Origin of the sequence: Corynebacterium tuberculostearicum, assembly GCF_032821615.1 — a bacterium.
In the GTDB taxonomy this organism is placed as follows: Bacteria; Actinomycetota; Actinomycetes; order Mycobacteriales; family Mycobacteriaceae; genus Corynebacterium; species Corynebacterium tuberculostearicum_H.
This window is the reverse complement of sequence record NZ_JAVBIF010000008.1, coordinates 63862-84708: the sequence shown is the minus strand read 5'-3', so window position 1 is coordinate 84708 and position 20847 is coordinate 63862. Positions and strand designations below refer to the sequence as shown.

Annotated in this window: 22 protein-coding genes; 7 read left to right on the top strand and 15 right to left on the bottom strand. The window is 58.8% G+C overall.

All coding sequences use genetic code 11. The features are described 5' to 3' along the window. A partial coding sequence (locus tag RAE09_RS07815; protein WP_239230518.1) for an IS3 family transposase occupies positions 1 to 87 on the top strand: 87 nt, incomplete at its 5' end. Positions 88 to 225: 138 nt separating this feature from the next. Here the strand turns inward: RAE09_RS07815 and RAE09_RS07810 are convergent. The 3 genes from RAE09_RS07810 to RAE09_RS07800 form a co-directional block, all read right to left on the bottom strand. Beyond that, the gene (locus RAE09_RS07810) at positions 226 to 771 is read right to left on the bottom strand and encodes an NADPH-dependent FMN reductase (protein ID WP_316981394.1); all 546 of its coding nucleotides are present in this window, start codon (positions 769 to 771) and stop codon (positions 226 to 228) included. A gap of 38 nt (positions 772 to 809) precedes the next feature. Continuing rightward, on the bottom strand, positions 810 to 1499 hold the full coding sequence (locus tag RAE09_RS07805) for an alpha-ketoglutarate-dependent dioxygenase AlkB family protein (protein WP_316981393.1): 690 nt from the start codon (positions 1497 to 1499) through the stop codon (positions 810 to 812). Between the two features lie 283 nt (positions 1500 to 1782). Continuing rightward, positions 1783 to 2019 (bottom strand): hypothetical protein, encoded by a 237-nt coding sequence (locus RAE09_RS07800; protein WP_316981392.1) that lies wholly within the window; start codon positions 2017 to 2019, stop codon positions 1783 to 1785. Between the two features lie 890 nt (positions 2020 to 2909). Here RAE09_RS07800 and RAE09_RS07795 point away from each other — a divergent pair. Both RAE09_RS07795 and RAE09_RS07790 read left to right on the top strand, forming a co-directional pair. Further along, positions 2910 to 3866: a YwqG family protein gene (locus RAE09_RS07795; protein ID WP_316981391.1), complete on the top strand. Its 957-nt coding sequence runs from the start codon at positions 2910 to 2912 to the stop codon at positions 3864 to 3866. Positions 3867 to 4010: 144 nt separating this feature from the next. After that, the gene (locus RAE09_RS07790) at positions 4011 to 4268 is read left to right on the top strand and encodes an ASCH domain-containing protein (RefSeq protein WP_316981395.1); all 258 of its coding nucleotides are present in this window, start codon (positions 4011 to 4013) and stop codon (positions 4266 to 4268) included. 94 nt (positions 4269 to 4362) lie between these two features. Here RAE09_RS07790 and RAE09_RS07785 read toward each other — a convergent pair whose 3' ends face one another. Continuing rightward, complete coding sequence (locus RAE09_RS07785; RefSeq protein ID WP_316981390.1) at positions 4363 to 4692, bottom strand: hypothetical protein; 330 nt, start codon at positions 4690 to 4692, stop codon at positions 4363 to 4365. Between the two features lie 170 nt (positions 4693 to 4862). Here RAE09_RS07785 and RAE09_RS07780 point away from each other — a divergent pair, with 170 nt between their 5' ends. Next, the gene (locus tag RAE09_RS07780) at positions 4863 to 5528 is read left to right on the top strand and encodes a sugar O-acetyltransferase (protein ID WP_316981389.1); all 666 of its coding nucleotides are present in this window, start codon (positions 4863 to 4865) and stop codon (positions 5526 to 5528) included. Beyond that, positions 5529 to 7796 carry an ATP-dependent helicase HrpB gene (hrpB, locus tag RAE09_RS07775; protein WP_316981388.1) on the top strand — a complete coding sequence of 756 codons (2268 nt, stop codon included), beginning with the start codon at positions 5529 to 5531 and terminating at the stop codon, positions 7794 to 7796. It begins immediately after the preceding gene. On the opposite strand, the gene RAE09_RS07770 is transcribed toward hrpB, so the two are convergent. Then, entirely contained in the window at positions 7797 to 8567 is a 771-nt protein-coding gene (locus tag RAE09_RS07770) for a TSUP family transporter (RefSeq protein ID WP_316981387.1), read from the bottom strand. A gap of 113 nt (positions 8568 to 8680) precedes the next feature. Here RAE09_RS07770 and RAE09_RS07765 point away from each other — a divergent pair, with 113 nt between their 5' ends. Continuing rightward, the gene (locus RAE09_RS07765; protein WP_316981386.1) at positions 8681 to 9772 is read left to right on the top strand and encodes an AbrB family transcriptional regulator; all 1092 of its coding nucleotides are present in this window, start codon (positions 8681 to 8683) and stop codon (positions 9770 to 9772) included. Here the strand turns inward: RAE09_RS07765 and RAE09_RS07760 are convergent. Both RAE09_RS07760 and RAE09_RS07755 read right to left on the bottom strand, forming a co-directional pair. Beyond that, entirely contained in the window at positions 9769 to 11439 is a 1671-nt protein-coding gene (locus tag RAE09_RS07760; protein ID WP_316981385.1) for a DUF885 domain-containing protein, read from the bottom strand. The genes RAE09_RS07765 and RAE09_RS07760 overlap by 4 nt on opposite strands. 69 nt (positions 11440 to 11508) lie before the next feature. Then, positions 11509 to 12078 (bottom strand): LOG family protein, encoded by a 570-nt coding sequence (locus RAE09_RS07755; protein ID WP_316981384.1) that lies wholly within the window; start codon positions 12076 to 12078, stop codon positions 11509 to 11511. 108 nt (positions 12079 to 12186) lie between these two features. On the opposite strand from RAE09_RS07755, the gene RAE09_RS07750 reads away from it, so the two are divergent. Further along, complete coding sequence (locus RAE09_RS07750; protein ID WP_316981383.1) at positions 12187 to 13320, top strand: ROK family transcriptional regulator; 1134 nt, start codon at positions 12187 to 12189, stop codon at positions 13318 to 13320. Here RAE09_RS07750 and RAE09_RS07745 read toward each other — a convergent pair. The 8 genes from RAE09_RS07745 to RAE09_RS07710 all read right to left on the bottom strand — a co-directional run bounded on the left by RAE09_RS07745 (position 13303) and on the right by RAE09_RS07710 (position 20307). Beyond that, on the bottom strand, positions 13303 to 13899 hold the full coding sequence (locus tag RAE09_RS07745) for an HAD-IA family hydrolase (RefSeq protein ID WP_316981382.1): 597 nt from the start codon (positions 13897 to 13899) through the stop codon (positions 13303 to 13305). The genes RAE09_RS07750 and RAE09_RS07745 overlap by 18 nt on opposite strands. Positions 13900 to 13912: 13 nt before the next feature. Next, positions 13913 to 14266 (bottom strand): hypothetical protein, encoded by a 354-nt coding sequence (locus RAE09_RS07740; RefSeq protein WP_005326360.1) that lies wholly within the window; start codon positions 14264 to 14266, stop codon positions 13913 to 13915. 82 nt (positions 14267 to 14348) lie between these two features. Next, positions 14349 to 14849, bottom strand: coding sequence for a ferritin (locus RAE09_RS07735; protein WP_005326358.1), 501 nt, complete (start codon positions 14847 to 14849; stop codon positions 14349 to 14351). A gap of 285 nt (positions 14850 to 15134) precedes the next feature. Then, positions 15135 to 16616, bottom strand: a complete 1482-nt coding sequence (locus tag RAE09_RS07730) for a SulP family inorganic anion transporter (RefSeq protein WP_005326357.1) — start codon at positions 16614 to 16616, stop codon at positions 15135 to 15137. Between the two features lie 21 nt (positions 16617 to 16637). Then, positions 16638 to 17150: a phosphoribosyltransferase gene (locus tag RAE09_RS07725; protein ID WP_005326355.1), complete on the bottom strand. Its 513-nt coding sequence runs from the start codon at positions 17148 to 17150 to the stop codon at positions 16638 to 16640. Positions 17151 to 17223: 73 nt separating this feature from the next. Continuing rightward, positions 17224 to 18627 (bottom strand): AMP nucleosidase, encoded by a 1404-nt coding sequence (gene amn, locus RAE09_RS07720; RefSeq protein ID WP_150851022.1) that lies wholly within the window; start codon positions 18625 to 18627, stop codon positions 17224 to 17226. Between the two features lie 233 nt (positions 18628 to 18860). Further along, complete coding sequence (locus RAE09_RS07715; protein ID WP_316981381.1) at positions 18861 to 20009, bottom strand: MFS transporter; 1149 nt, start codon at positions 20007 to 20009, stop codon at positions 18861 to 18863. Continuing rightward, on the bottom strand, positions 20002 to 20307 hold the full coding sequence (locus tag RAE09_RS07710; protein ID WP_005326349.1) for an ArsR/SmtB family transcription factor: 306 nt from the start codon (positions 20305 to 20307) through the stop codon (positions 20002 to 20004). Before RAE09_RS07710 ends, RAE09_RS07715 begins: the two co-directional genes overlap by 8 nt. Positions 20308 to 20847: the final 540 nt, after the last annotated feature.

Below are 20847 nucleotides of genomic sequence, written 5' to 3'. Positions count from 1 at the left end.
TACAACACCGAACGCATCCAACAACGACTCAAGGGTCTGACCCCGATGCAATATCGAAATCAGACCCTTGAAGCCCTAACCGCCTAGAATTAAACCAGTCCAACTTTCGGGGGCCAGTTCACTTCGTGAGCAGCGGGGGCTGAAGTGTATCTGGCCAACGTGCGGCCACGTTATCGGTCTCGTTCACCTACTGCAGGGCCAGAACGTGGCCGCTGTGCGAACTGATTATGCGGAAACGGCATCTTCCAGCTCGGCCAACAAGGAATTGGTGCGTTCCACCTTGGCATCTACAGGGCGGAATTCGCCTTCGGTCCAGTCAGTAAAGAAACCGAAATCGAGCTGGTTGCGCAGCTGCGGCATGGAGAAGTTGACCACGACGGTGCGCCATGCTTCCACACCGCGGATTGCGCCCGCTGGACCATAACCGGCGAACGCAACCGGCTTACCGGTCCACTCCCCGGCCAAGCAGTCGAAGGCATTCTTGAATGGACCCGGCACGGAGCGGTTGTACTCCGGGGTAACAAATACGAAACCATCGCAGGCATCCACTGCATCGGACCACGCCTGCACCTTTTCATCCGCATACTGCTTATTGGCGGTGGCAGGAATGACGTCAGTGGTCAGCAGTGGAACATCAAACTCCTTGAGGTCCAGCAGGGTGTACTCCACCCCATCCTGGCGCCCCTGGGCGAGATCATAGAGCCACTCACCTACTACCTTGCCGGCCGAGTTATCGCGGGTAGTGCCGATGATGATGCCGATACGAGACATAAGAGAACCTTCTTTCCTTCAAGCTTTATGTAACATCCCTAGCTTACCGCCCGTGCAGATACTTGTCTGATAGTGATGTTGATACGTCCTTCACTCAACCCGCACCCCTCCGGCAACGTGCCATCATTAACGCGCACTACCCCGTGGTAGGCAAAGCGCTTTGGCCCGCCAAAGACCACTAAATCCCCAGAGCACAGCGTGATGTCATCCCACGGCCGCGTGCGCGATTCGGTATGCCCCATGCGGAAAAGAGCCTCATCCCCAATGGATAGCGAAATCACTGGGGCGAGTGACTCCTCCGAATCGTCCACGTGCATGCCCATGGCCGAGCCCGGCGGATAGTAATTAACTAGCGCCATTTCCGGCACGAAGTTCTCCACCCACAGCTCTAGCTCAGGTGCTACCTCCGCCGCGGCGCGCAGTGCCCCCGGAGCAATCCGCCGCAAACTCTCCGGCACCGGCGGAACCCGCGTGCCGTCCATATTGTCTACATACCGATAGCTGGGATAATGCCAATACCTGCCCAGATGCAGCTGAAAAACGCTCATTTGCCCGCCGGATTTCAACCGCGGCCGTACCATCGCCATCGGCGTATTCGCATACTCGCGCGCAATGCCACGCATCTCATCTACCAAGGCCCTCTGCTTATCGACGCCCACCCATCCCGGCACATGCCCCACCCCCGGCGCTACACGCACGCTCGGCCGCGGCAGCGAATCAAAAAGCATGACCTCACCCTAAACCCAATGCCCCGATTAATCGACCAAGACCTATTATCTTCGCCAAGGATCAGAATCTGTTCAAGACCACCACCCCACATGGCCCGTAGGAATAAAACGATCTCGACTTCCTCGCCATCCTCGAACTAGACGAGGAGGCTCCTACCGGCTACCAGGCCGCGAATAACGACACGACAACCAGATTAAGAACCAGGCACCAGAGCTAATAGCAGAGCACGACGGCGACCAGTACGCCGAACTCTAATCACGCCCAAGAAAACAGGCCTAATCCTTAGTCGCCGCTGGCCCAAAAATCATCAGGGATAGCCTCCAACTCACGCTCTAAATACTCTATGGCTTCCTTCTCGCTCATTCCCTGGCTCATTAACTCATTAATCATGTATTGGGTAGCAGCGTTTAACTCTTGCGGGGAAATATCTCGCGCGCTCTGCCCTCGCCGCTGACCGCCTTCAGCGGTAGTGGTGGTGGAAGTCGGAGTGGTGTTTGGGTAGTTCTGCGAAGTGCTCATAGCACTAAAGCAACCACACCTGCGCCTGCCGCGAAAGGCCAACCACACTCACCCTGTGGACAACCCGCATAGAACCAGCGTGGTTATCCACAGAAATTAGTCTGGCCGCAGTGTTCGATAGCGTTTAGGCCTCCATGTCGGTATAGGCCTCTGCTCTTAAGGCCATGGGCTTTTAGAAAACCTCCGCAACTGTTACGCCCCGCGCGCACCGAGCGAACCGGTCTTTGCCGTCACTGACACCGAAACCATCGACTCCTGGCACACACTGCTCAACCCAGACGGCAAGGCCATTTAAAACTCCCGCCTTCACGGCATTACAAACGACATGGTGGCCGATTGAAGTGCCCTGGGTTTTGTTCCTAGACATTTGCCTTGATTTCTATGATTACCCGCCAAGATGTGGTCTTCTACAAGACGGACCACACAGTCCTTCGCATCCTGATCAAATTTTCTTGCCATTCTCCGGATTTCTCATCTACTCAAACGGAACAACACCTGGGACAATTCACCAAGAATGAAATAGATACTCTCAAAACCTGTATTTGACCGGTGACAATTTGAGTATTTCTAGAGGAATGAGTATTGATCCGTCGTCAAGTACTATCCCACGACCACTGAAGCCATGATCTTCTGCTGTAAGAACAATCCAGCTACCGCCACGCTAGCGGACGCAACCACTTGGCGATGAGACCTTTCGCCCTTGAGGCCCCATGGCTAGCACACAGTACTCAACAAACGAGCAATCGCCTGGGAAACTCCAGTAGAGATTCGAATCCTTCCCTCGCTACACATAGCACCCCTTCCTCTAGCCTTCACGTTAGAGGAAGGGGCGCTTCGTTTTGTTTCCTGGATATATGCGGGGGTTAGTGGTTTACCTTACAGTTATTAGAGTGACCGACTTTGATACCGCACATTCCCTGAAGTACTCTTTCGACGACATCCCTACCCGCCCTGCTCTTGCGCTTAAGGAGAGCTCACGCCCCGATTCGCCCACCACTTCGAAGGTTTGTGGCACCCCCTACCTTCCGGAACACGCGCCCTACCCGTATTACGACGGCCGGCCCATGTTCTTCATTGCCCAGTTTAATTTCTCTGAGCTCGAGCAGCTTCCGGGGTTCCCCACGACTGGGCTTCTTCAATTATTCGTGCCTGATAGTGATTCCTGGGGTGACTCTTGGATGGTCCCGGACCAGCAGGATCCACGCCAAGAACCCACCCCGTTCGCTAGGTATTTCAAAGACCTTTCTGCACCGCATGTGGGCAAGATGCCCGAGGAAGAGATCCTGGATTCAGGCGTTCATCCAGCTCCCAAGCCACTCATTCCCGTCACGATCGACGGAGTTCGATTCGACCAGGAAGTTAATTACAGCGCCCATGAGTACGGCCGAGCCATTTTCGATCCGACAGACCCCCACACCTTGTTAAGGAGAGGCCGGGATTACGTGGATATTCACTTGTCTGAGGCAGGCATTGTTTCGCGTTGGGTGATCGGAGGGAAGACGACTTTTGAGCAACCCAGCCTTGATGATCAAAGATCGATGAAAGACGCGTTTTTCGCGGCTGTCGCGAGCGCAGAACAACAGGGCTTTACTGTCGATCCTCATGCCGATGAGTACCTAGAACCCATTGGCACGGGGCATATTAATGGATCCTCGCTCGGTGGATACGAAATTTTTTGGAACGAAAGCCCCCTTGAGCCGGCAGATCCCCGAATTACGCTCGCGACAATAGACCAGGATGGCCCTTGCGAATGGGGCGACGCCGGGGTTGGAAACTTTTACATCCATCCCGATGACCTCGCTGCGCGCGATTTCGATCGGGTCGAGTTTTCCTGGGATTGCGGATAAGACCTGCGTGTGGTTTCGCAGCTCCCGCTGTTCTGTCTCTAGACGTCTGCTAGTAGTCGAGGGCGTGCATATAGAAGCGGCGGCTCAGGGCACGCCGCAGCAGGTCGATAAGTCGACGTAAAACGGAGAAGCGGTCGATAGTCTATATCCCGAGGTCGGGTAGACGATCCTTTCCATAAAGGAAGCGCTCAAATTGTCTTCGAAAAGGAATCTGGAGAGATCGTCACCATTCCTGCACAGGTCACAGCCGTTACCTCCACCCAGCGAAGTGAATTGTCGGAAAAGCAAGCTCGAAATGACGGTTTTGGCTCTCTCACGGAGCTTCAGAAAGCGATAGATACTCACTATCCCGGATTAGCTGCCGATGACGAAGTAGACGTCGTCGAGTTCAAACTGCGGTAATCCATCCAGACCGAAAGGTGGAATAGACCTCCTCCCCGGGTGCAGAATTCACCTCATCCATAACGTCATACTTGCGGTATGAAGATTACGGGGGCTAACGCTGGGGGTCTTCTATTTCCCTTATCCAGAACTCCATCATCTCAGCGGTAGGATTCGGGGAGGAAAACACTTCGCTCGCTATTTCCCTAGGAGACCAAGTATCCGGAAGGTCTTGAAATCCTGCGCCGACCTTTCCAAGCGTCACTGCTGAGGAGTTTTTGACTGCGTTAAGGATGGTAACGACATCGTCATACGTAGCATAAAACGAGTTTTTCCCATTCGCCCCAGTTGCATCAGCAATACAGATCCAGTCATTGAGTTCCGCCATATCGCTCAAAATATTATCGACGATTTTTCTTGAATCTGTTTCCATATGCTCACTCATTGTGCTTGGCCTTCTACTAACACTCAACCTTAACTCTGAGAATCAGCAACCGCTTTGCCGATGTCGTCTACAAACTTTATCGAGCCAACAAAAGCGGCATGTGAGTTTGTGATCTACCGGAACCTAAGTGATTTCCGTAGATACTTATTAAACACCACCCACCCTCTACAATGACACCCATGGATGCACAGGGGCGGCAGGACTTGGAACGCTACGGCTCATGGGAGCGGATGACCGGTGGGCAGTGGTTCCTGCCGAGCATGCCGGAGGCTAAGGACGAACATCAACGCACTTTCCGCTTGGTTAAGCAGCTCAATGAACTACAGAATACGGACCCAGAGCGTGCCAAGGGCATCCTGCGCGAGATACTGCCGGAAGAATCCGCGGTGCCGGGCCTGCACGTGCCGCTCAACCTTGAGTACGGCTGCAACCTCGTATGCGGCGAGCGCGTCTTCATTAACTTCGGCGCTACGATCTTGGCTCAGGCCCAGGTAACGCTCGGCAATGGCGTGATGGTGGGCCCCAATTGCTCCCTGATTACGGTGGGGCATCCGGTCAACGATCATGAGATGCGCGCCGGTGGATGGGAGATTGCCAAGCCCATCACCATCGGTGACAACACCTGGTTCGGTGCCAATGTCACCGTGCTGCCGGGCATCACGATTGGAAAGAACTGCGTCGTCGGCGCGGGCACGCTTATTACCACCGATATTCCGGATAATTCGCTGGTCCTGGGATCACCCGGCCGCGTGGTGCGCAAGCTAGAAGATAACGAGGAGGCCTGGGAGCGCCAGGATCTCAACGGCCCCGTCGAGGGTTTTGGAGCCGCCAACTAAATGTTTGATCTCGCTCGCATCGGCGCGGGCCTGCCCGTAGCCGAGACTATCGATTCGCTGCCGAGCACCGGAAACGTGGTTATTCAGGCCCCGCCCGGTACGGGTAAAACCACGCTCGTGCCACCGGCGCTGGCCAATCATGCGGCAGGGCGCGGCAAGGTCATCGTCACCGCACCGCGGCGCGTGGCCGTGCGTGCGGCCGCGCAGCGCTTGAGTACCCTCAGCGGCACCCCGGAGAAGGTGGGCTTTGCCATCCGGGGCGAGTTCCGCAAGGGCAGCGAGGTCGAGTTCGTCACGCCGGGTGTGCTGCTGCGCCGCTTGCTCAAGGATCCGGAACTCGAGGGCGTGGCCGCCGTTGCCATCGATGAGGTCCACGAGCGCCAGCTCGATACGGATCTGGTGCTGGGCATGTGCCTGGAGCTGGCCGAGCTACGCGAGGATTTCCGCGTCATCGCCATGTCCGCCACCGTGGATGCGCAGCGCTTTTCCCAGCTTATGGACGCGCCCGTCCACGTGACCGAGGCGGTCACCCATCCGCTCGATATCCACTACGCCCCCATGCCGGGCAGGGCGGCGGGGGCGAGGGAGTTTTATGGGGACGTCGCCAAGCAGGCAGCCCGCCAGCACGAATCAACGCTGGTCTTTGTGCCCGGCGTGCGCGAGGTGAACCTCGTGTGCGAGGCGCTGGACGGCCATAATGTGTTTCCCCTGCATGGCAAGCAGACCACCGCGGAGCAAGACGCCGCGCTGTATACCGATGAACAGCGCATCGTCGTGGCTACCTCTATCGCGGAGTCCTCGCTGACCGTGCCGGGCGTGCGCGTGGTGGTGGATGCTGGGCTCTCCCGCGTTCCCCGGCGCGATGCGCAGCGTGGCATGTCCGGGCTGGTGACGGTGTCTACTTCGAAGTCGAGCGCCGATCAGCGCGCTGGTCGTGCCGGCCGTGAGGCGCCTGGCACCGTGATTCGCTGCTACTCGCAGGATGATTACCAGCACTTTTCTCCGCACACCACCCCGGAGATCCTGTCCGCGGACCTGACCCAGGCCGCGCTGTTTCTGGACTGCTGGGGCGCGGGCCCGGATTTCCCGTTGCTCGATCCGCCCCCGGCCCAGGCCCTCGCATCCGCGCAGGCGACTCTCAAGCGCATTGGCGCCACGCAGGAGCTCGCCCTCCTGCCCACCGATCCGCGCCTCGGCGCTTCCTTGCTCCGCCACGGTAGCCAGGCCGCGCCCATCATTGCCTCGCTTGGCGACGCCCCCTTAACCCCCGACCTCACCCGTCACCACCCACCGCAGAGGGAGGTCAAGCGGCTGGCACGCCTCGTAGACGATCTCGGCCCCGCCGATCCCGGAGAGGTTGTCGCCACCGCCTTCCCCGAGCAGGTGGCCAAGCGCATGGGCGAGGATTACCTGCTGGCCAGCGGCACCCGCGCGCGCCTGCTCGATAACTCGGGCCTCGCCGGTTCCCCGTGGCTCGCCATCGCAGAGGTGTCCTTGTCTAATGCGGGCAATGCCATCATCCGCTCGGCCGCCCGCATCGAGGAAACCGCAGCGCTAGACACCATCGGCGTCACCGAGGAGACCCGCGCCTTCCTGCGCGATGGCCGCGTGCGCGGCGTCAAGGTCAAGGCCGCGGGCGCCATCACGTTGTCCGAGACCCCAGTCAAAGTCACCGGCCCCGCAGCCGAGGAGGCGCTTGCCGCCGGCATCCGTGAAGAAGGCCTAGGACTCTTTACCTTCAGCGAGAAGGCCCAAAAATTAAAAGACCGCCTGCGCCACCTGCACGTCCACTTTGGCGATCCGTGGCCCGATGTCGATTCCGCGGATCCCGCCGAGTGGCTCGGTCCCGAATTACACCGCATCGCCGAGGGAACTCCCGCCGCCAAGCTAGACATGTACCCCGCGCTGCAACGCTTGCTTCCCTGGCCGGAAGCCACCCACCTGGACGAGCTCGCCCCCGAGCGCCTCCCAGTCCCCTCCGGCCGGGACGCACGAATCGACTGGTCCGGCGATCGCCCCGTGGTTCATATCAAGCTGCAAGAATGCTTTGGACTAGCCGAATCCCCCGAATACTGTGGCCACCGCGTGCAATTCCACCTGCTCTCCCCCGCCGGCCGCCCGCTTGCGGTGACCGATGATCTCGCCAGCTTCTGGTCGGGACCCTATGCTGGCGTGCGCGCCGATATGCGCGGCCGTTACCCCAAGCACCCCTGGCCGGAGGACCCGTGGAACGCGGTTGCTACCGCGCGCACCAAGAATCGGATGTAATTAGCCCCATTGCTGCCAGCCCAGGTAGCAGCTCATGACCACCACGAGGGTAAGCAACGCGTAGCGGATGAATTTGGCACCGCCGCCGAGTACGGTACGAGCACCGAGAAGTGCGCCGGCGATATTGGCTACGCCAAGCACGATGCCGAGCGTCCACCACACGTGCCCGCCAATAATGAACACGATGAGCGCACCGAAGTTGGTAGCGGTATTGACCACCTTGGCCATGGCCGCAGAGGTCAAGAAGTTCTGCGCAAAGATAGAGGTAAAGGCCATGATCAAAAACATGCCGGTACCAGGGCCAAAGATGCCATCATAAAAGGAAATGATGGCGGAGAGTAATAGGACCACGACGGTCCGCCACCCGCCACGGGTACCGGCCGAGTCGCTACTGCCAAAGTCTGGCTTGAACGCAACGAAGATGCCCACGGCCACCATGAGCACGATGATGATGGGGCGCATGACGTCCTTATCGAGGCTCGAGGCCACGCTCGCGCCTAGGCCTGAGCACACCAGCGCGATGAGGAGGAAGCGCGCCATCTCCGCCTTGTCCAAATCGACCTTTCGCGCGAGGGTCACGGCCGCAGAACCAGTGCCGGTCACCGCGGCAAGCTTGCTGGTACCCAGGGCCGCCGCGGGCGCGAGGCCGGGCAGAACCGCCAGCAGCATCGGAATCAGGATCAATCCGCCACCGCCAATGACCGCATCAACCCACCCCGCGGCCGCGGTACCGAAGAAAAGAATCACCCACTGCGCTACATCGATTTCCATGCCCACGATCATAAATCTTGAACGATGTAAGGTGATAACCCGCCTATCGCCCTCTCCGTAGTGGAGCAGAAAGAGGCACTATACTCTTGTCGCAGCAGAACTAGGAGGCTCGCATGGCCGCACAGCAGGAAGGCACCGGGCTTAGTGCCCATACCGTGGCACGGTGGGCCGTTGTCGTCCCGGCATCGGTCGTACTGGGCTGGCTCTTTAGCCTGTGGCACGTACCCGCGGCCTGGATCTTGGCAGCGATCCTCTCCTCCGGCGCCATGGCGCTTTTTACTGGGGAAGATCTGCGCGTGAACCGCAGTTTTTATAGCATGTCGCGCGGTTTTATCGGCATGATGGCTGCCATTCCGCTGACCGTGGTGCCGGTGGGCCAATTGCTGGGCTTCCTGCCTGCCGCCCTGACGATGTCCTTTGTCACCTTGATGGTAGGTGTTATCGGCGGCCAACTCTTACACCGCGCGCAGCCCCACGATGTCTCCTCCGAAACCGGTATTTTATCCATGCTGCCGGGTGGTGCTTCGCTGATGCCCGCGCTTGCCGACGAACTCGGTGCCGACTTCCGATACGTCGCCCTTACTCAATACCTGCGCCTATTGGTGGTTTCGGTATCGCTACCGGCCGTGGTCGCCTTATTGGATACGCCCGCCGGCGAGGGAGCGGATCTTTCGGTCGACGGCGAAACCACCTGGTGGATAGTTGCCCTAGTGATCGCCATTGCCTTCATCGGCGAAAAGGTAGGCTCGTTCCTCCACCTCCCCGCCGCCGCGGTGCTCGGCCCCTTGCTGCTGACGGTGCTGGTCTCTTTCCTGCTGCCGGAGGGCCACACGCTCGAGCCGCTCTATGCCTTTAAGGTGATGGCGTTTTTGTCCATCGGTTGGGTCTGCGGCGGTGGGCTTTCGCTGCCCGCACTCAAGGCCTTTGCCAAGCAATTGCCCGCCACGGTTCTTTTCATCGTGGTCATTATCGGCATCTGCGCGGCCACCGCCTGGCCGCTGACCATGTGGCTGCACATCACTTACTTCGAGGCCTACCTGGCCACGAGCCCCGGCGCGCTGGAGACCGTGCTCGCACTCTCCGCCGAGGGCGGAGCCGGGCCCGCGGTCATCGCAGTCCAGCTCACCCGACTCATCGCGGTCCTGGTCGTAGCAGGCTACCTGCCGCAGTTGCTGCGGCTGGCGAAGCGCCTGCTGCGCCGCTAGTTGTCCAAGACGGCCTCGCGCAGGACGGACATCGGGACGGAGCCCAGAGCGAGGGCCTCGGAGTGGAACTCGCGCGCGCTCATCCCCTGCTTCTCTGCCTCGGCGCGGGTTTCTTGCCACAGGCGCTGGCCCAAAGCATAGGACGGCGCCTGGCCCGGCCAGCCCAGGTAGCGGTTGACCTCGAAGTTGAGGTTGGCATCATCCATAGCGGTGTTTTCACGCATGAAGGTCTTCACGTGCGCCTTGTCCCACACGCCGGAGGTAGAGCAATCCGGCAACTGCTTGCCCAAGTGCAATCCGATGTCCACGACCACGCGGGCGGCGCGCAGGCGTTGCGCATCCAACATGCCCATGCGGAAGCCCGGATCATCCATGTAACCCAGCTCGGCCATGAGCTGCTCGGCGTAGAGCGCCCAGCCCTCGCCGTGGCCGGAGTTCCACGTCACCGCGCGGCGCCACAGGTTGAGGTCTTCTTGCACCAGCGCGGAGCCGAGCTGCAGGTGGTGGCCCGGCACGCCCTCGTGGTGGACGGTGGTCAGCTCCTGCCAGGTGTGGAAGGTGTCCTGGCCCTCCGGCACGGACCACCACATGCGGCCCGGGCGGGAGAAGTCATCGCTCGGCGGGGTATAGAAGATGCCGCCGGTGCCGGCCGGATCGATGCAGCACTCGATCTCTTCTACTTCCTCCGGAATATCGAATTCCTTGCCGTTGAGTTCAGCAATGACGCCATCGGCGGTGGACTGCATCCACTCCACCAGCGCATCGGTGCCACGCAGGGTGTAGCGTTCCTCGTGGTTAAGCTTGCGCATCGCCGAGCGCACCGAGCACTCGGAGCCGTAGAGCTCGTGGGCGATCTTTTCCTGCTCTGCGCGCAGGCTGCGCACCTGGTCCAGGCCCCACTCATAGGCCTCGTCGAGGTTGACGGCATCGCCCACAAAGAGCTTGGAAAAGCGCTCGTAGCGCTCGCGGCCCACGGCGTCCTTGGTGGGTGCCTGGGGCTGCAGGTCATTGGAGAGCCAATCGGAGAACTCGCCAAAGGCTTCCTTGGCCTGCTGCACCTCGGCGCAGTCGGCGTCGAGGCCGAGGGACTCGAGCATCGAGTCGGCGTCGGCAAGCCGCTCGCACTGCACAATGACCTCGGAGATCTGGCGGTGCGGTGCCACCATGCCGTGGGAGGCCGCTTCCTCCAAGGAGCTGCGGTATCCGGCCAGGGAGGTCTTCACCTTGGACAGGCGGGAACGAATGGCATCGCGGTCCTCGCCCGTGTCCTGCGGCATAAGCAGCAGGGTATCGCGGATGGTCTGGACCGGGGAGGCGATGTTATTCAGGCAGCGCACATCCTCGCTGTGGTGGTGCAGATCTAGTTCAAGGCAAAGGCGATCGCGCAGGACGGCCGCGGTGACATAGTCCACGTCATCAAAGTCATCCTCATCATCAGACTCATCGGTGGTGTCATCCAGGGCATCCAAGTCCGCCACCATTTCACGGGTGCGGTCTGCAATGGCGGTGAAGTATTCGGGGGAGAAATCCTGCAATTCGCCCTCGTAGCCGTCAATGCCCCACGCGGTGGCATCGGTGGGGGAAAGCTCGGCTAGGTCGTGAACGAAGTTATCGCACGAAGCGTCCAGTAGAGAGGGCTGGCGCTTAGCGGTCTGCTCAGAACTCATAACGAGGAAGTCTATCCCTAAGTATCGCCTATAGGCCACCCGGGGAGGCTGAAGTTGCGAACTTGTTAACTAATCGTTGTCCCACTTTGTTCCGGGATAGCTCCAGCTGCTGAATTCATCCAGGATATCCTGCGGTTTCTCTTCCATCACCAAGGCATCGACAAAACGCGGCAAGATGAAGCCGGACTCGGCCATGGCGGCGTACATGGCGTAGAAAGGACGCCAAAAGTCCGCGGTATTAACTAGGCCTACCGGGCCGCGGATGTGGCCCAGCTGCTGCAAGGTGAGTACCTCAGTAAGTTCTTCCAGGGTGCCAACTCCGCCGGGGAGGCAAATATAGGCATCGGCAAGCTGCTCCATGCGGGTCTTGCGCTCGGCCATGGAGCCCACGACCTCTAGAGTGGTCAGGCCGGGGTGGGAAATCTCCAGATCCACCAGTGACTGCGGCATCACACCGGTGACGGTGCCGCCAGCGGCCAGGCAGGCCTGCGCCACCTCGCGCATCAAGCCGATATTGCCGCCGCCATACACCAGGTTCAGGCCGCGTCGGGCCAGTTCGGTGCCCAATTCCTGTGCCGCCTGAGTGTAGGCCGGGGAGTTTCCTGTTGCTGAACCACAATAAACCGCTACTGACTGCATGCTCTCCAGCATAGATATCTGCGCCCCCACCACCACCTTTAGACTATTCGGTACATGAACCTTTTATCAGGTTAGACAAAGCAGTCTGGGATGCTTATACTCCTTTTTATGATCAAATCTGGCCCAGTGTTCACGCGGCCCCGCACACCGGCTGCGAAGTGCCTCCATTTGGTGCGCCTGAACCCGATCATCACCCGGAGCGAGCTGGTGGAAGCCACCGGACTTTCCCAGCCCACCATCACGCGCGCTACTACTTCCCTACTCAACGCGGGCCTCATCCAGGAACGCACCGACCTCACCCAGTCCCGCGGGCGCGGCCGGCCCACCGTGCCGCTCGAGGCGGCCGATAATGACTGGGCACTCGGCGGCATCGCCGTGGGCACCAAACAGACCTACATCGGCCTCTATGACACCAAAGGCCGCACCCTGAGCGAAGAGGAATTGACCACGCCGGTGGCTAACCTCAGCGAGGATGACTTCCTCGAGCACATCATGGCCGGCATCAACCGCATGATGACCAGCCTGAACCACCGCCTGGTCTCCCTCGGCGTGACCACCTCCGGCACCGTGGATGATAACGGCCTGGTCACCGCGGAAAACCTCAATTGGCACGGCGTGGACATTGCCGAGCGCCTGCGCTTCCAGTTCGGCGTACCCGTGGTGGTCTCCTCCGCCATCCCGGCCATCCTCGGCTCCGAAACCCAGGCGGCCGAGATTGGCACCAGCGAGCGCGTTCTGGTGCTCTTCGCGGACGATTCCATCGGCTCCGCCCTCTCCGTGGAGGACGAGGTCAGCCCCATTATTCCCGTGCCCCAGACGCACTCCGAGCTCTTGGGCCACGGCGCGTCCGAGCACCTGCTGGCCACCCAGCACATCCTGGAGGCGATACGCCACGAGGGCGTGGAGGCAGCCTCGCTTGCCGACGCCGCCCAGGTAGCCAACTCCCACCCCACCATCCGCGCCATTCTGGACGAGCGCGCCCGCCAATTGGGCGCCATCGCTACGGAACTGGTCAAGGCTCACTCCCCGGCCACCGTGGTCATCGCCGGCGGCGCGTTTACTGATGACCCACAGGCCCCCAAGCAATTCGCCGCGACCGTCCGCGCCTCCGCGGGCGATGAGCTGCAGCTGCGCATGATTCCCGGCCATAAGGAGATTGTCCGCGCGGTAGCCCGCACCGTGGCCACCGATCAGCTCCTGCGCCAACCGCTGGAGCTGGGCCGCTCACTCCAGTGTGCTTAGCACCTCGCGTACCGAGTCGATGCCGCGAAAGAGATGCGCATTGAGCCCGCAGTAGCTAGCGCCCTCCACGTAGTCGACGCGGTCATCAAAAAAGTGCGTATCCTTCGGCTGCGCGGAGAGCGCATCCACGGCTACGCGATAGGCCTCCGGGTGCGGCTTGGCCACGCCAATATCGCAGCTAAAAGTCACCGCCGCACAGTCCTCTAGCCACGTCTGCTTCTTTCGCACCTGGCCCGCCAGCGTGGTGGGGATATTGGATAAGATGCCCACACTATAGCCTTCCCCGATAAGCCCCTTGACCAGCGCCACCATCTCCGGATCCGCCTCCAGGAGGCCACTGTTTTCGCACGCTACCGCCTCCGCGACGGGAACCTCCCCCAGCCCGGCGCGGGCCGCTACCTCGTTCCAATAGTGACTATCACTAAAGATGCCGGCATCGTAGTCCGGCCGATAAAACCCGTAGGCCTCCCGCATCGCCTCTGTATCTGGCGGCGCGAGGAGGCGCTCCAAGTCCGCATGGCTTTCTGGGGTGGCCGGGCGCATGAGCACGCCGTACATATCAAAGAGGAGTTTGGGCATAACGGGGGCCAGTTTATGCCCGTTTCGGCGCTTGGGTCAGCACGGCTACGATCCCCACACCCGCACCAGCGACAAAGAGAGGCAGCATCGCAGAAGCCTGGTCCATGGACAGAGCGAAGATGCCGCCGATGGCACCGAGGAGCAGCATGCCGCCGAGGCTATAGAGCGAGCGCGTGACTACCCCACGCTTGCCGGCGACGCCATAAACCAGCAGTGCGAGCCCGGCGAATGGGCCGAGCATCAGCGCCGCAGTGGTCAGAAATACCCCCAAGGCCATGTGCGTGGACATGATTGCCGCTCCCACGATGAGAAAGAGCGCCAGAACTAACAGGGTTATGGCGCACAAAGCCTTGCGTTGCGTTGACATAGAAACAATCCTCCCACCGCACCGCAGTGCCATGGGAGGATTGAGCTAAATCTTGATGGGTTTGTTATTCACCCACGCGCGCTTAGGCAGCACCGCCATCGGGGCGGCCGGCCAGGCGCTCATCGATACGCAGCAGGCCAGAGCCGTCATTGCCCACCAGCTTGATCTGGTCCAGAATCTCAGAAACGGTAGCTTCTTCTTCCACCTGCTCGCTCAGGAACCAGTCAACGAGCTGGCGGGATTCCAGATCCTGTGCGTCCAGCGCCGCGCGAGCGATGGTGCGGATTTCCTCGGAGACCTTCTGCTCGTGCTCCAGGGAAGCCTGGAAAGCATCCTGCGGGTTAGCAGCCTTCACGGAACCAACCGGGATGTCAGTGAGCTCTACGCGATAACCGCGGGAGAGCAAGTGGTCCGCAATCTTCTCGGCATGCACGCGCTCTTCAGCGGCTTGGCCCATAAACCAATCGCGCATACCCGGGAAGGAGAGGTTGTCCATCTCGAAGGCCAGCTGGGTATAGACCATGGAAGCGCCGTACTCGCTAATGACCTGGTTATTCAGGAGGGTTTGCAGTTTCTCGTCCATTGTAAAAACCTTTCTGTGCAGGGAAATCAATAAGTGCTAAACACTACACTACCGAAGATTCTCCCGTGATCCAGCAAGGCCTACTTAAGTAAACTTGCACGTCATTATGCTTTTTTAGATTGGATAACCTAAGTTAGCCAAGACAAAGCTAGCCATCGCGCGCAGGCAAAGTTCCCCTAAGAACGCGAGGTCATCGCGGATCCTTTGCATTTACGCCAACGCGAACTCAAGGTCAGTTCGGCGCCTACTGCTTGAGCCCTCACACCCCAGTCCATAAATGTGATGTTAGTCACCTAAGCGGCCGCTAAGGTGATTCAGGCGCTGCGCACTAGCTCCCTCCAGGCCACGAAACTCTACTTCGATGCCCCGCTCGGCATATTTCTTCTGCACCGCATCCAGCGTCGCCACCGTAGAGGCATCCCAGACCTCGGCCTCCGTCATATCTACCACTACACGCTGGGTGTCCAGCGTGTAGTCAAAGGCATAGACCAAGTCATTGGAGGAGGCGAAGAACAGCTGGCCACGCACCGCATACTCGGCATCGCCTACTTGCTCTACCTCCACCAGGTGAGCCACGCGGCGGGCAAAGCCAATGGATGCTGTCACCACACCGAGCACCACACCGACCGCCAAGTTATGCGTGGCCAGCGTGCCTACCACCGTTACCAGCATCACCAGCGTTTCTGATAGCGGCATGAGCTTAAGCGTGCGCGGGTGAACTGAATGCCAATCCACCGTAGTTGCGGCCACGATGATCATCACCGCCACCAAGGCGGCCATCGGAATGCGACCGACGGTCTCGCCAAGAAGAAGGCACAGGATAAGGAGGAAGGCGCCCGCGAGGAACGTCGACAAGCGCGTGCGCGCCTGGGATGCCTTCACGCCGATCATGGTCTGGCCAATCATGGCGCACACTCCCATACCGCCGATGGCCGCGGCGAGGATATTGCCCACGCCCTGACCAAAGGACTCGCGCGTTTTATCGGAGTGGGTATCCGTAATATCATCCACCAGCTTGGCCGTTAGCAGCGATTCCATCAGCCCCACCAAAGCCATGCCAAAGGCATAGGGCGCAATCAGCTGCAAGGTATCCAGGTTCCACGGAATATCCGGCACGAAAAGTCCCGGCAGCGAGGTAGGAAGCTCGCCTTGGTCCGCCACATCGGGGACCTGCCACCCGGCCACGACCGCAATGATGCTGACCACCACAATGGTAACGAGCGGGGCGGGAATCACCGTGGTCAGCCGCGGTAGCCCCAACATAATTGCCAAGCCAATGGCCACCAGCACATAGACCATCCACGGCACATCGATAAGGTGCGGCAGCTGCGTGGTAAACATCATGATTCCCAACGCATTCACAAACCCCGTCATCACCGAGCGCGGGATAAAGCGCATGAGCTTGGCGACGCCCACCGCAGCCAAAACTACCTGCATGATTCCTGCCAAGAGCACCGCGGCAACCACGTAGTCATGCCCATGTTCATGCGCGAGCGGTGAGACAACGAGTGCCACCGCGCCGGCCGCCGCGGAAATCATCGCCGGCCGGCCACCGGTAAAGGCAATGGACATTGCCATCACGACGGAGGAAAACAATCCCACCCACGGGTCTAAGCCCGCAAGAATGGAAAAGCTTAAGACCTCTGGGATCAAAGCAAGCGCCACCGCCAGACCGCCAAAGACTTCCTTACGCAGTCGAGCAGGCGAGGAAAATGCATAACGGAAACTGGCGATGACGCCGGTAGGGGCAGGCTGTTCTTTAATCACGCCTGCACATCCTAGTGGACTTTAGGAGCCTTCCTTAAAGGAGCCATCTGCAGTGATTACGGGAAGCACGGACCAGGCGAAGTTGATCCACTGATCGGTCTTCTTCCACGAAAAGTCCGGTTCAAAGATGGTCTTCGGCTTGGTATAAATGACGGCCGAGCGCACCTCGTCTGCGGTTTCCTTCAGCAGATTTACCACGAGATCCAGGGTCTTGCCGGAGTCCGCGACGTCATCTACTACCAGTACCTTCTTGCCCTTTAGCGAATCCGTGTCCAGCTGCGGGGACAAGATGATCGGCTCTTCCAAGGTCTGTCCGATATCGGTGTAGAACTCCACATTGATAGCGCCCATGGCCTTGACACCGATGGCATAACCGATAGCACCGGCTGGGATGAGGCCGCCGCGGGCGACGCCCACGATAAGGTCAGGGAACCAACCAGATTCCACAATCTGTTCCGACAGGTTACGGCTCGCCTCGCCGAAGACCTCCCAGGTGAGGTTTTCCCGGTCCGGGTGGATCCAATTTTCAGTCACGATTGTGTGGCTCCTTTTGCGTCATGGGATTTCTTTGTAGTTTAACGAGCATTGCCTGCCAAAGAAAAGGCACCTACCGGAATGGAACCTCGCCCAAAGTCCGGCGCAGCTTGCGAGTGCGCAGGCGCTCCGGATTTTCGGCTAGATGCTCCATCGCACGCACCGCGCACATCACGTGGGCTTCCTTCGAGTTGGAGTAGAAGGCCTGCGCCTGGGCCGGCAGCTTCGGCACCGCATGCAATGGCAGGTCAGAGACCGAAAGCAGAGTTCCATAAGGAACGCGGTAGCGATAGCCATTGGCCGCGAGCGTGCACGATTCCATATCGACAGCCACCGCGGTGGAGGTACGCAGCCACTCCCACAAATCCCGGTTAGTGCGCCACTCCCAATTGCGATCATCGGTGGAGAGCACCGTGCCTGTTCGCATGAGCGAATTATCGTCGCCGTACACCGCCTTCACCGCAGACTCGAGCATGCGCTGTACCTCCGGAATCGCCGGGATGGGAGAGGTCGCCGCAACCTTTTGGTCCAAGATGTGGTCATTGCGCTGGTAGGCATTGCCCAAAATCAAATCCCCGATGCGCATGCGCCCATCCATGCCAGCGCAGTGGCCGATCATGATCCAGGCCTCCGGCCGCAGCACCGCCAAGCAATCCGTAATGGTCTTGGCATTGGAGGGCCCCACACCGATATTGATCATCGTGATGCCATCACCACCGGCAGTAATCAGATCAAAGCGCGGCATTTGGAAGCGAGAGGTCAAGGTCAGACCATCCACATCGAGGTCCACCGCATCGTTGGGGTGGATGGTCTCGCCATTGGGCAGCACCAAGGCGGTATAGCGCGAGTCTTCCCTGGTCAACTCGCGCAAACCGAATTTCACAAACTCGGTGGTGTGCATCGCGTAGTTAGTAAACAAAATGTATTTTTGCACCGTATCGACCTCGATGCCGGTGTAGTGCTCAATGCGTGCACACGCGATATCAAAGCGCTGGGCGCCAAAATGAAAAAGCGGCTTTTCCGCACCGTGGAAGGCATCCCATTCGCCATCAATGATTGCATCATTGACCTCATCCAGCGTCGGACGCGGAATAGGCCCGCGTTCCTGCGGGGCTTTCCTTGTGTCCTTGATGTACTCCGGTGGAATGCGCTGGTCGGATTGGCCAACAAAGATATCGCACGGATAATTCCCCGCCAGGCGAGTCAGCTGCTCGTGCAGGTAGTCCCGAATGATGTGCGGCTTGGAAACTACCGCCGAGTACTTGCCCGCCTCGTTGACGTAGCCAAACGGCTCGGAACGATCGATGGGCTGCCATTTGCGGATATCCACTGTGACCTTGGGATAAACCACATAGCGATAGTCATCAAGGTTTCCTGATTCCAAAGTCTTGCGCGCAAGCTCGCAGGAATTCTCGTAAATCTCGATCAGGCGGTTTACCGCCTCATCAACGGAGTGGACATGCTGCAGATCGGTCATAAGCGCGAGTGTAGCGGGGACTTCGCAGCGCGGCAGCGGTCCGCGCAGTTCTTTATTCTTTTCCGCGGTAGCTTCAGTGATACCAATACTGACATGATTTACTGCGAGAAAATCAAAGACCTAGGATCAGTCCTTTAAGCTGCTAAGAGTGTCAAAGCAAAGGCCTCAAAGGGAATGCGACGAAGAGCTCGACTATGTCAACTCGGGCATCGTCCCATCAATCCGAAGTATTCCTAATTCACATTGTCCCCAGTATGAGAGCGAGAAGAGGCACTAGCCCCAATACTGCAGACGATTCCTACTAGGACTGCACCTAATGCTCCTAACAGGATTCCCGTGGAGGAGGGCAACAGTAATCCACCCACTGCGGAGCCGACTGCCGAGCCAAGGTAGTTCGCAGATGCATTAGCAGCAACAGCAGTCGCCCCTTCATCAGGGTTTGCACTAAGCATCGAATGCTGCTGCGGTGCCATAGACGACCACCCCAAAAGCCCCCAAGCAAGAAGACACACCACTGCCACCACGTGGCTCGAAGGGAAGAGCAGCAGTAGAGCGAAATCAGTCACGAGTAATGCAATGATAATGACCGTTAGTTTGCGTGAACTATTAACCTTGTCGAGCACCCTCCCAATCCCAAAAGCACCCGCTGCCCCGCCGATACCCCAGACCCAAATACCAGCAATGGTGTCTACCTGCACACGATCAAGCACTACAGGAATATAGGTGTACAACCCCAGCGAACCCACTCCAACAAAGAAAGTAACTAAGATCGTCAGGAAATTATCCACTCGGCCGATGACTCGGAGTCGCTGCCCCAACGAGGAAGAGGGCACAGCTGGTACCACACTCGCTTTGCGCAACGCTAGACCCGCTAACGCCACTATTCCAATGGCCGAGACCAAACCGATGGTAGCCCTCCAGCCTAGCTGTTTAGCTACCCCCAATCCCACCGGTACGCCCACGACAGTTCCCACCGCTAAGCCAGCCAGCACCATTGACAGTGCGCGCCCGCGATACTTTGCTGGGACGGACATCCCCGCTACGGCTGAGGACAACGGCGAATAAATTCCCGCTGCCGCACCTGCGATCAAGCGCGACACGAGAAAAACGCTCACTGTAGGCGAGACTGCAGTCACGACATTCGCCAAAGAAAACACAGCAACAGCTCCAAGCAGACCACTCCGCGGATCTTTGCCTGCCCTACCCGAGAACAGCGGACCAGATATTGCGTACGCGCCGGTGAAGGCGGTAACACCCAAGCCGATCACACTGCCACTTGTACCCAAGTCGTTTGCAATCTGTGATAGCAGTCCAGCGATAACATATGCGTCCAATCCGAGCGCTACACTGCCCAAAACTAACGGCCACAGCTGTTTAAGCATTCGAAATCACCATATCGAGTAAACCAGGGAACCGTTCGTCTAGATCGCCTCTGCGCAAAGAGATAACACAAGTTCGTCCCTGGCTTCTTGTCCACGTCACACCGGCTTCACGCAGCTGCCGAGTGTGGTAGGTCAGGGTAGATCGAGGCAGGTCATCAGCGAGCGTCAAACTATCGTGCTCCTGACCGTCTGCCAGGCGCCTAACCATCTCTAACCGGATGGGATCACTTACCGCAGCCAGAACACGGACGAATTCAAGGTCCTCGGTGGCCGGATGCTCATACTTTCGTGGGCTCATCACAACTCCAATCGTGCAAGAATTCCTGAACGATTGACCACAGTAAGCTACCCGAGAGATTCGTGCAAGATTTCTTGCACGAATTCAGGTGCGCAGATAAAGCCCCACCCAGACAGCGATAAATGAACACCGGAGTCTTGAGGAGCTCTATTTTTAGATACCAAGCTTTCAACCCCAGACGTCTCTAATTCATAACCTTCAACGTTGGCACAATAAATCGAGCCAAGTTTATGAAAGTAGAGAGCCCTATTCCTTCTTCTAACGGTACGTACAACGTAGCTTGATTTAATAGACCCTTCTACCCAAAAATATGCTCGAAAGTTCTTTGGTCAGGAAAGCATGACAGACACCGTCACCTCTTCAGGGAAAAGCAACTAATCTGCAGCACCAGAAATGATTTAGAGAACGAACAATCGCTGGTGACCAGTTGAAATGTTTAGTTCTCACGCACTTGCAGTTGGTTAAATGCGCAGGGCACACCGAAGCCCTCGACGCATAAGCGTTATGGATACCAACTCGCACCCCTCCACTGCACAGAAT

Coding starts and splice junctions, on each gene's coding strand:
- RAE09_RS07810 (WP_316981394.1), bottom strand. CDS start 771: ATGTCTCGTATCGGCATCATCATCGGCACTACCCGCGATAACTCGGCC.
- RAE09_RS07805 (WP_316981393.1), bottom strand. CDS start 1,499: ATGCTTTTTGATTCGCTGCCGCGGCCGAGCGTGCGTGTAGCGCCGGGG.
- RAE09_RS07800 (WP_316981392.1), bottom strand. CDS start 2,019: ATGAGCACTTCGCAGAACTACCCAAACACCACTCCGACTTCCACCACC.
- RAE09_RS07785 (WP_316981390.1), bottom strand. CDS start 4,692: ATGAGTGAGCATATGGAAACAGATTCAAGAAAAATCGTCGATAATATT.
- RAE09_RS07780 (WP_316981389.1), top strand. CDS start 4,863: ATGACACCCATGGATGCACAGGGGCGGCAGGACTTGGAACGCTACGGC.
- hrpB (WP_316981388.1), top strand. CDS start 5,529: ATGTTTGATCTCGCTCGCATCGGCGCGGGCCTGCCCGTAGCCGAGACT.
- RAE09_RS07770 (WP_316981387.1), bottom strand. CDS start 8,567: ATGGAAATCGATGTAGCGCAGTGGGTGATTCTTTTCTTCGGTACCGCG.
- RAE09_RS07765 (WP_316981386.1), top strand. CDS start 8,681: ATGGCCGCACAGCAGGAAGGCACCGGGCTTAGTGCCCATACCGTGGCA.
- RAE09_RS07760 (WP_316981385.1), bottom strand. CDS start 11,439: ATGAGTTCTGAGCAGACCGCTAAGCGCCAGCCCTCTCTACTGGACGCT.
- RAE09_RS07755 (WP_316981384.1), bottom strand. CDS start 12,078: ATGCAGTCAGTAGCGGTTTATTGTGGTTCAGCAACAGGAAACTCCCCG.
- RAE09_RS07750 (WP_316981383.1), top strand. CDS start 12,187: ATGATCAAATCTGGCCCAGTGTTCACGCGGCCCCGCACACCGGCTGCG.
- RAE09_RS07745 (WP_316981382.1), bottom strand. CDS start 13,899: ATGCCCAAACTCCTCTTTGATATGTACGGCGTGCTCATGCGCCCGGCC.
- RAE09_RS07740 (WP_005326360.1), bottom strand. CDS start 14,266: ATGTCAACGCAACGCAAGGCTTTGTGCGCCATAACCCTGTTAGTTCTG.
- RAE09_RS07735 (WP_005326358.1), bottom strand. CDS start 14,849: ATGGACGAGAAACTGCAAACCCTCCTGAATAACCAGGTCATTAGCGAG.
- amn (WP_150851022.1), bottom strand. CDS start 18,627: ATGACCGATCTGCAGCATGTCCACTCCGTTGATGAGGCGGTAAACCGC.
- RAE09_RS07715 (WP_316981381.1), bottom strand. CDS start 20,009: ATGCTTAAACAGCTGTGGCCGTTAGTTTTGGGCAGTGTAGCGCTCGGA.
- RAE09_RS07710 (WP_005326349.1), bottom strand. CDS start 20,307: ATGAGCCCACGAAAGTATGAGCATCCGGCCACCGAGGACCTTGAATTC.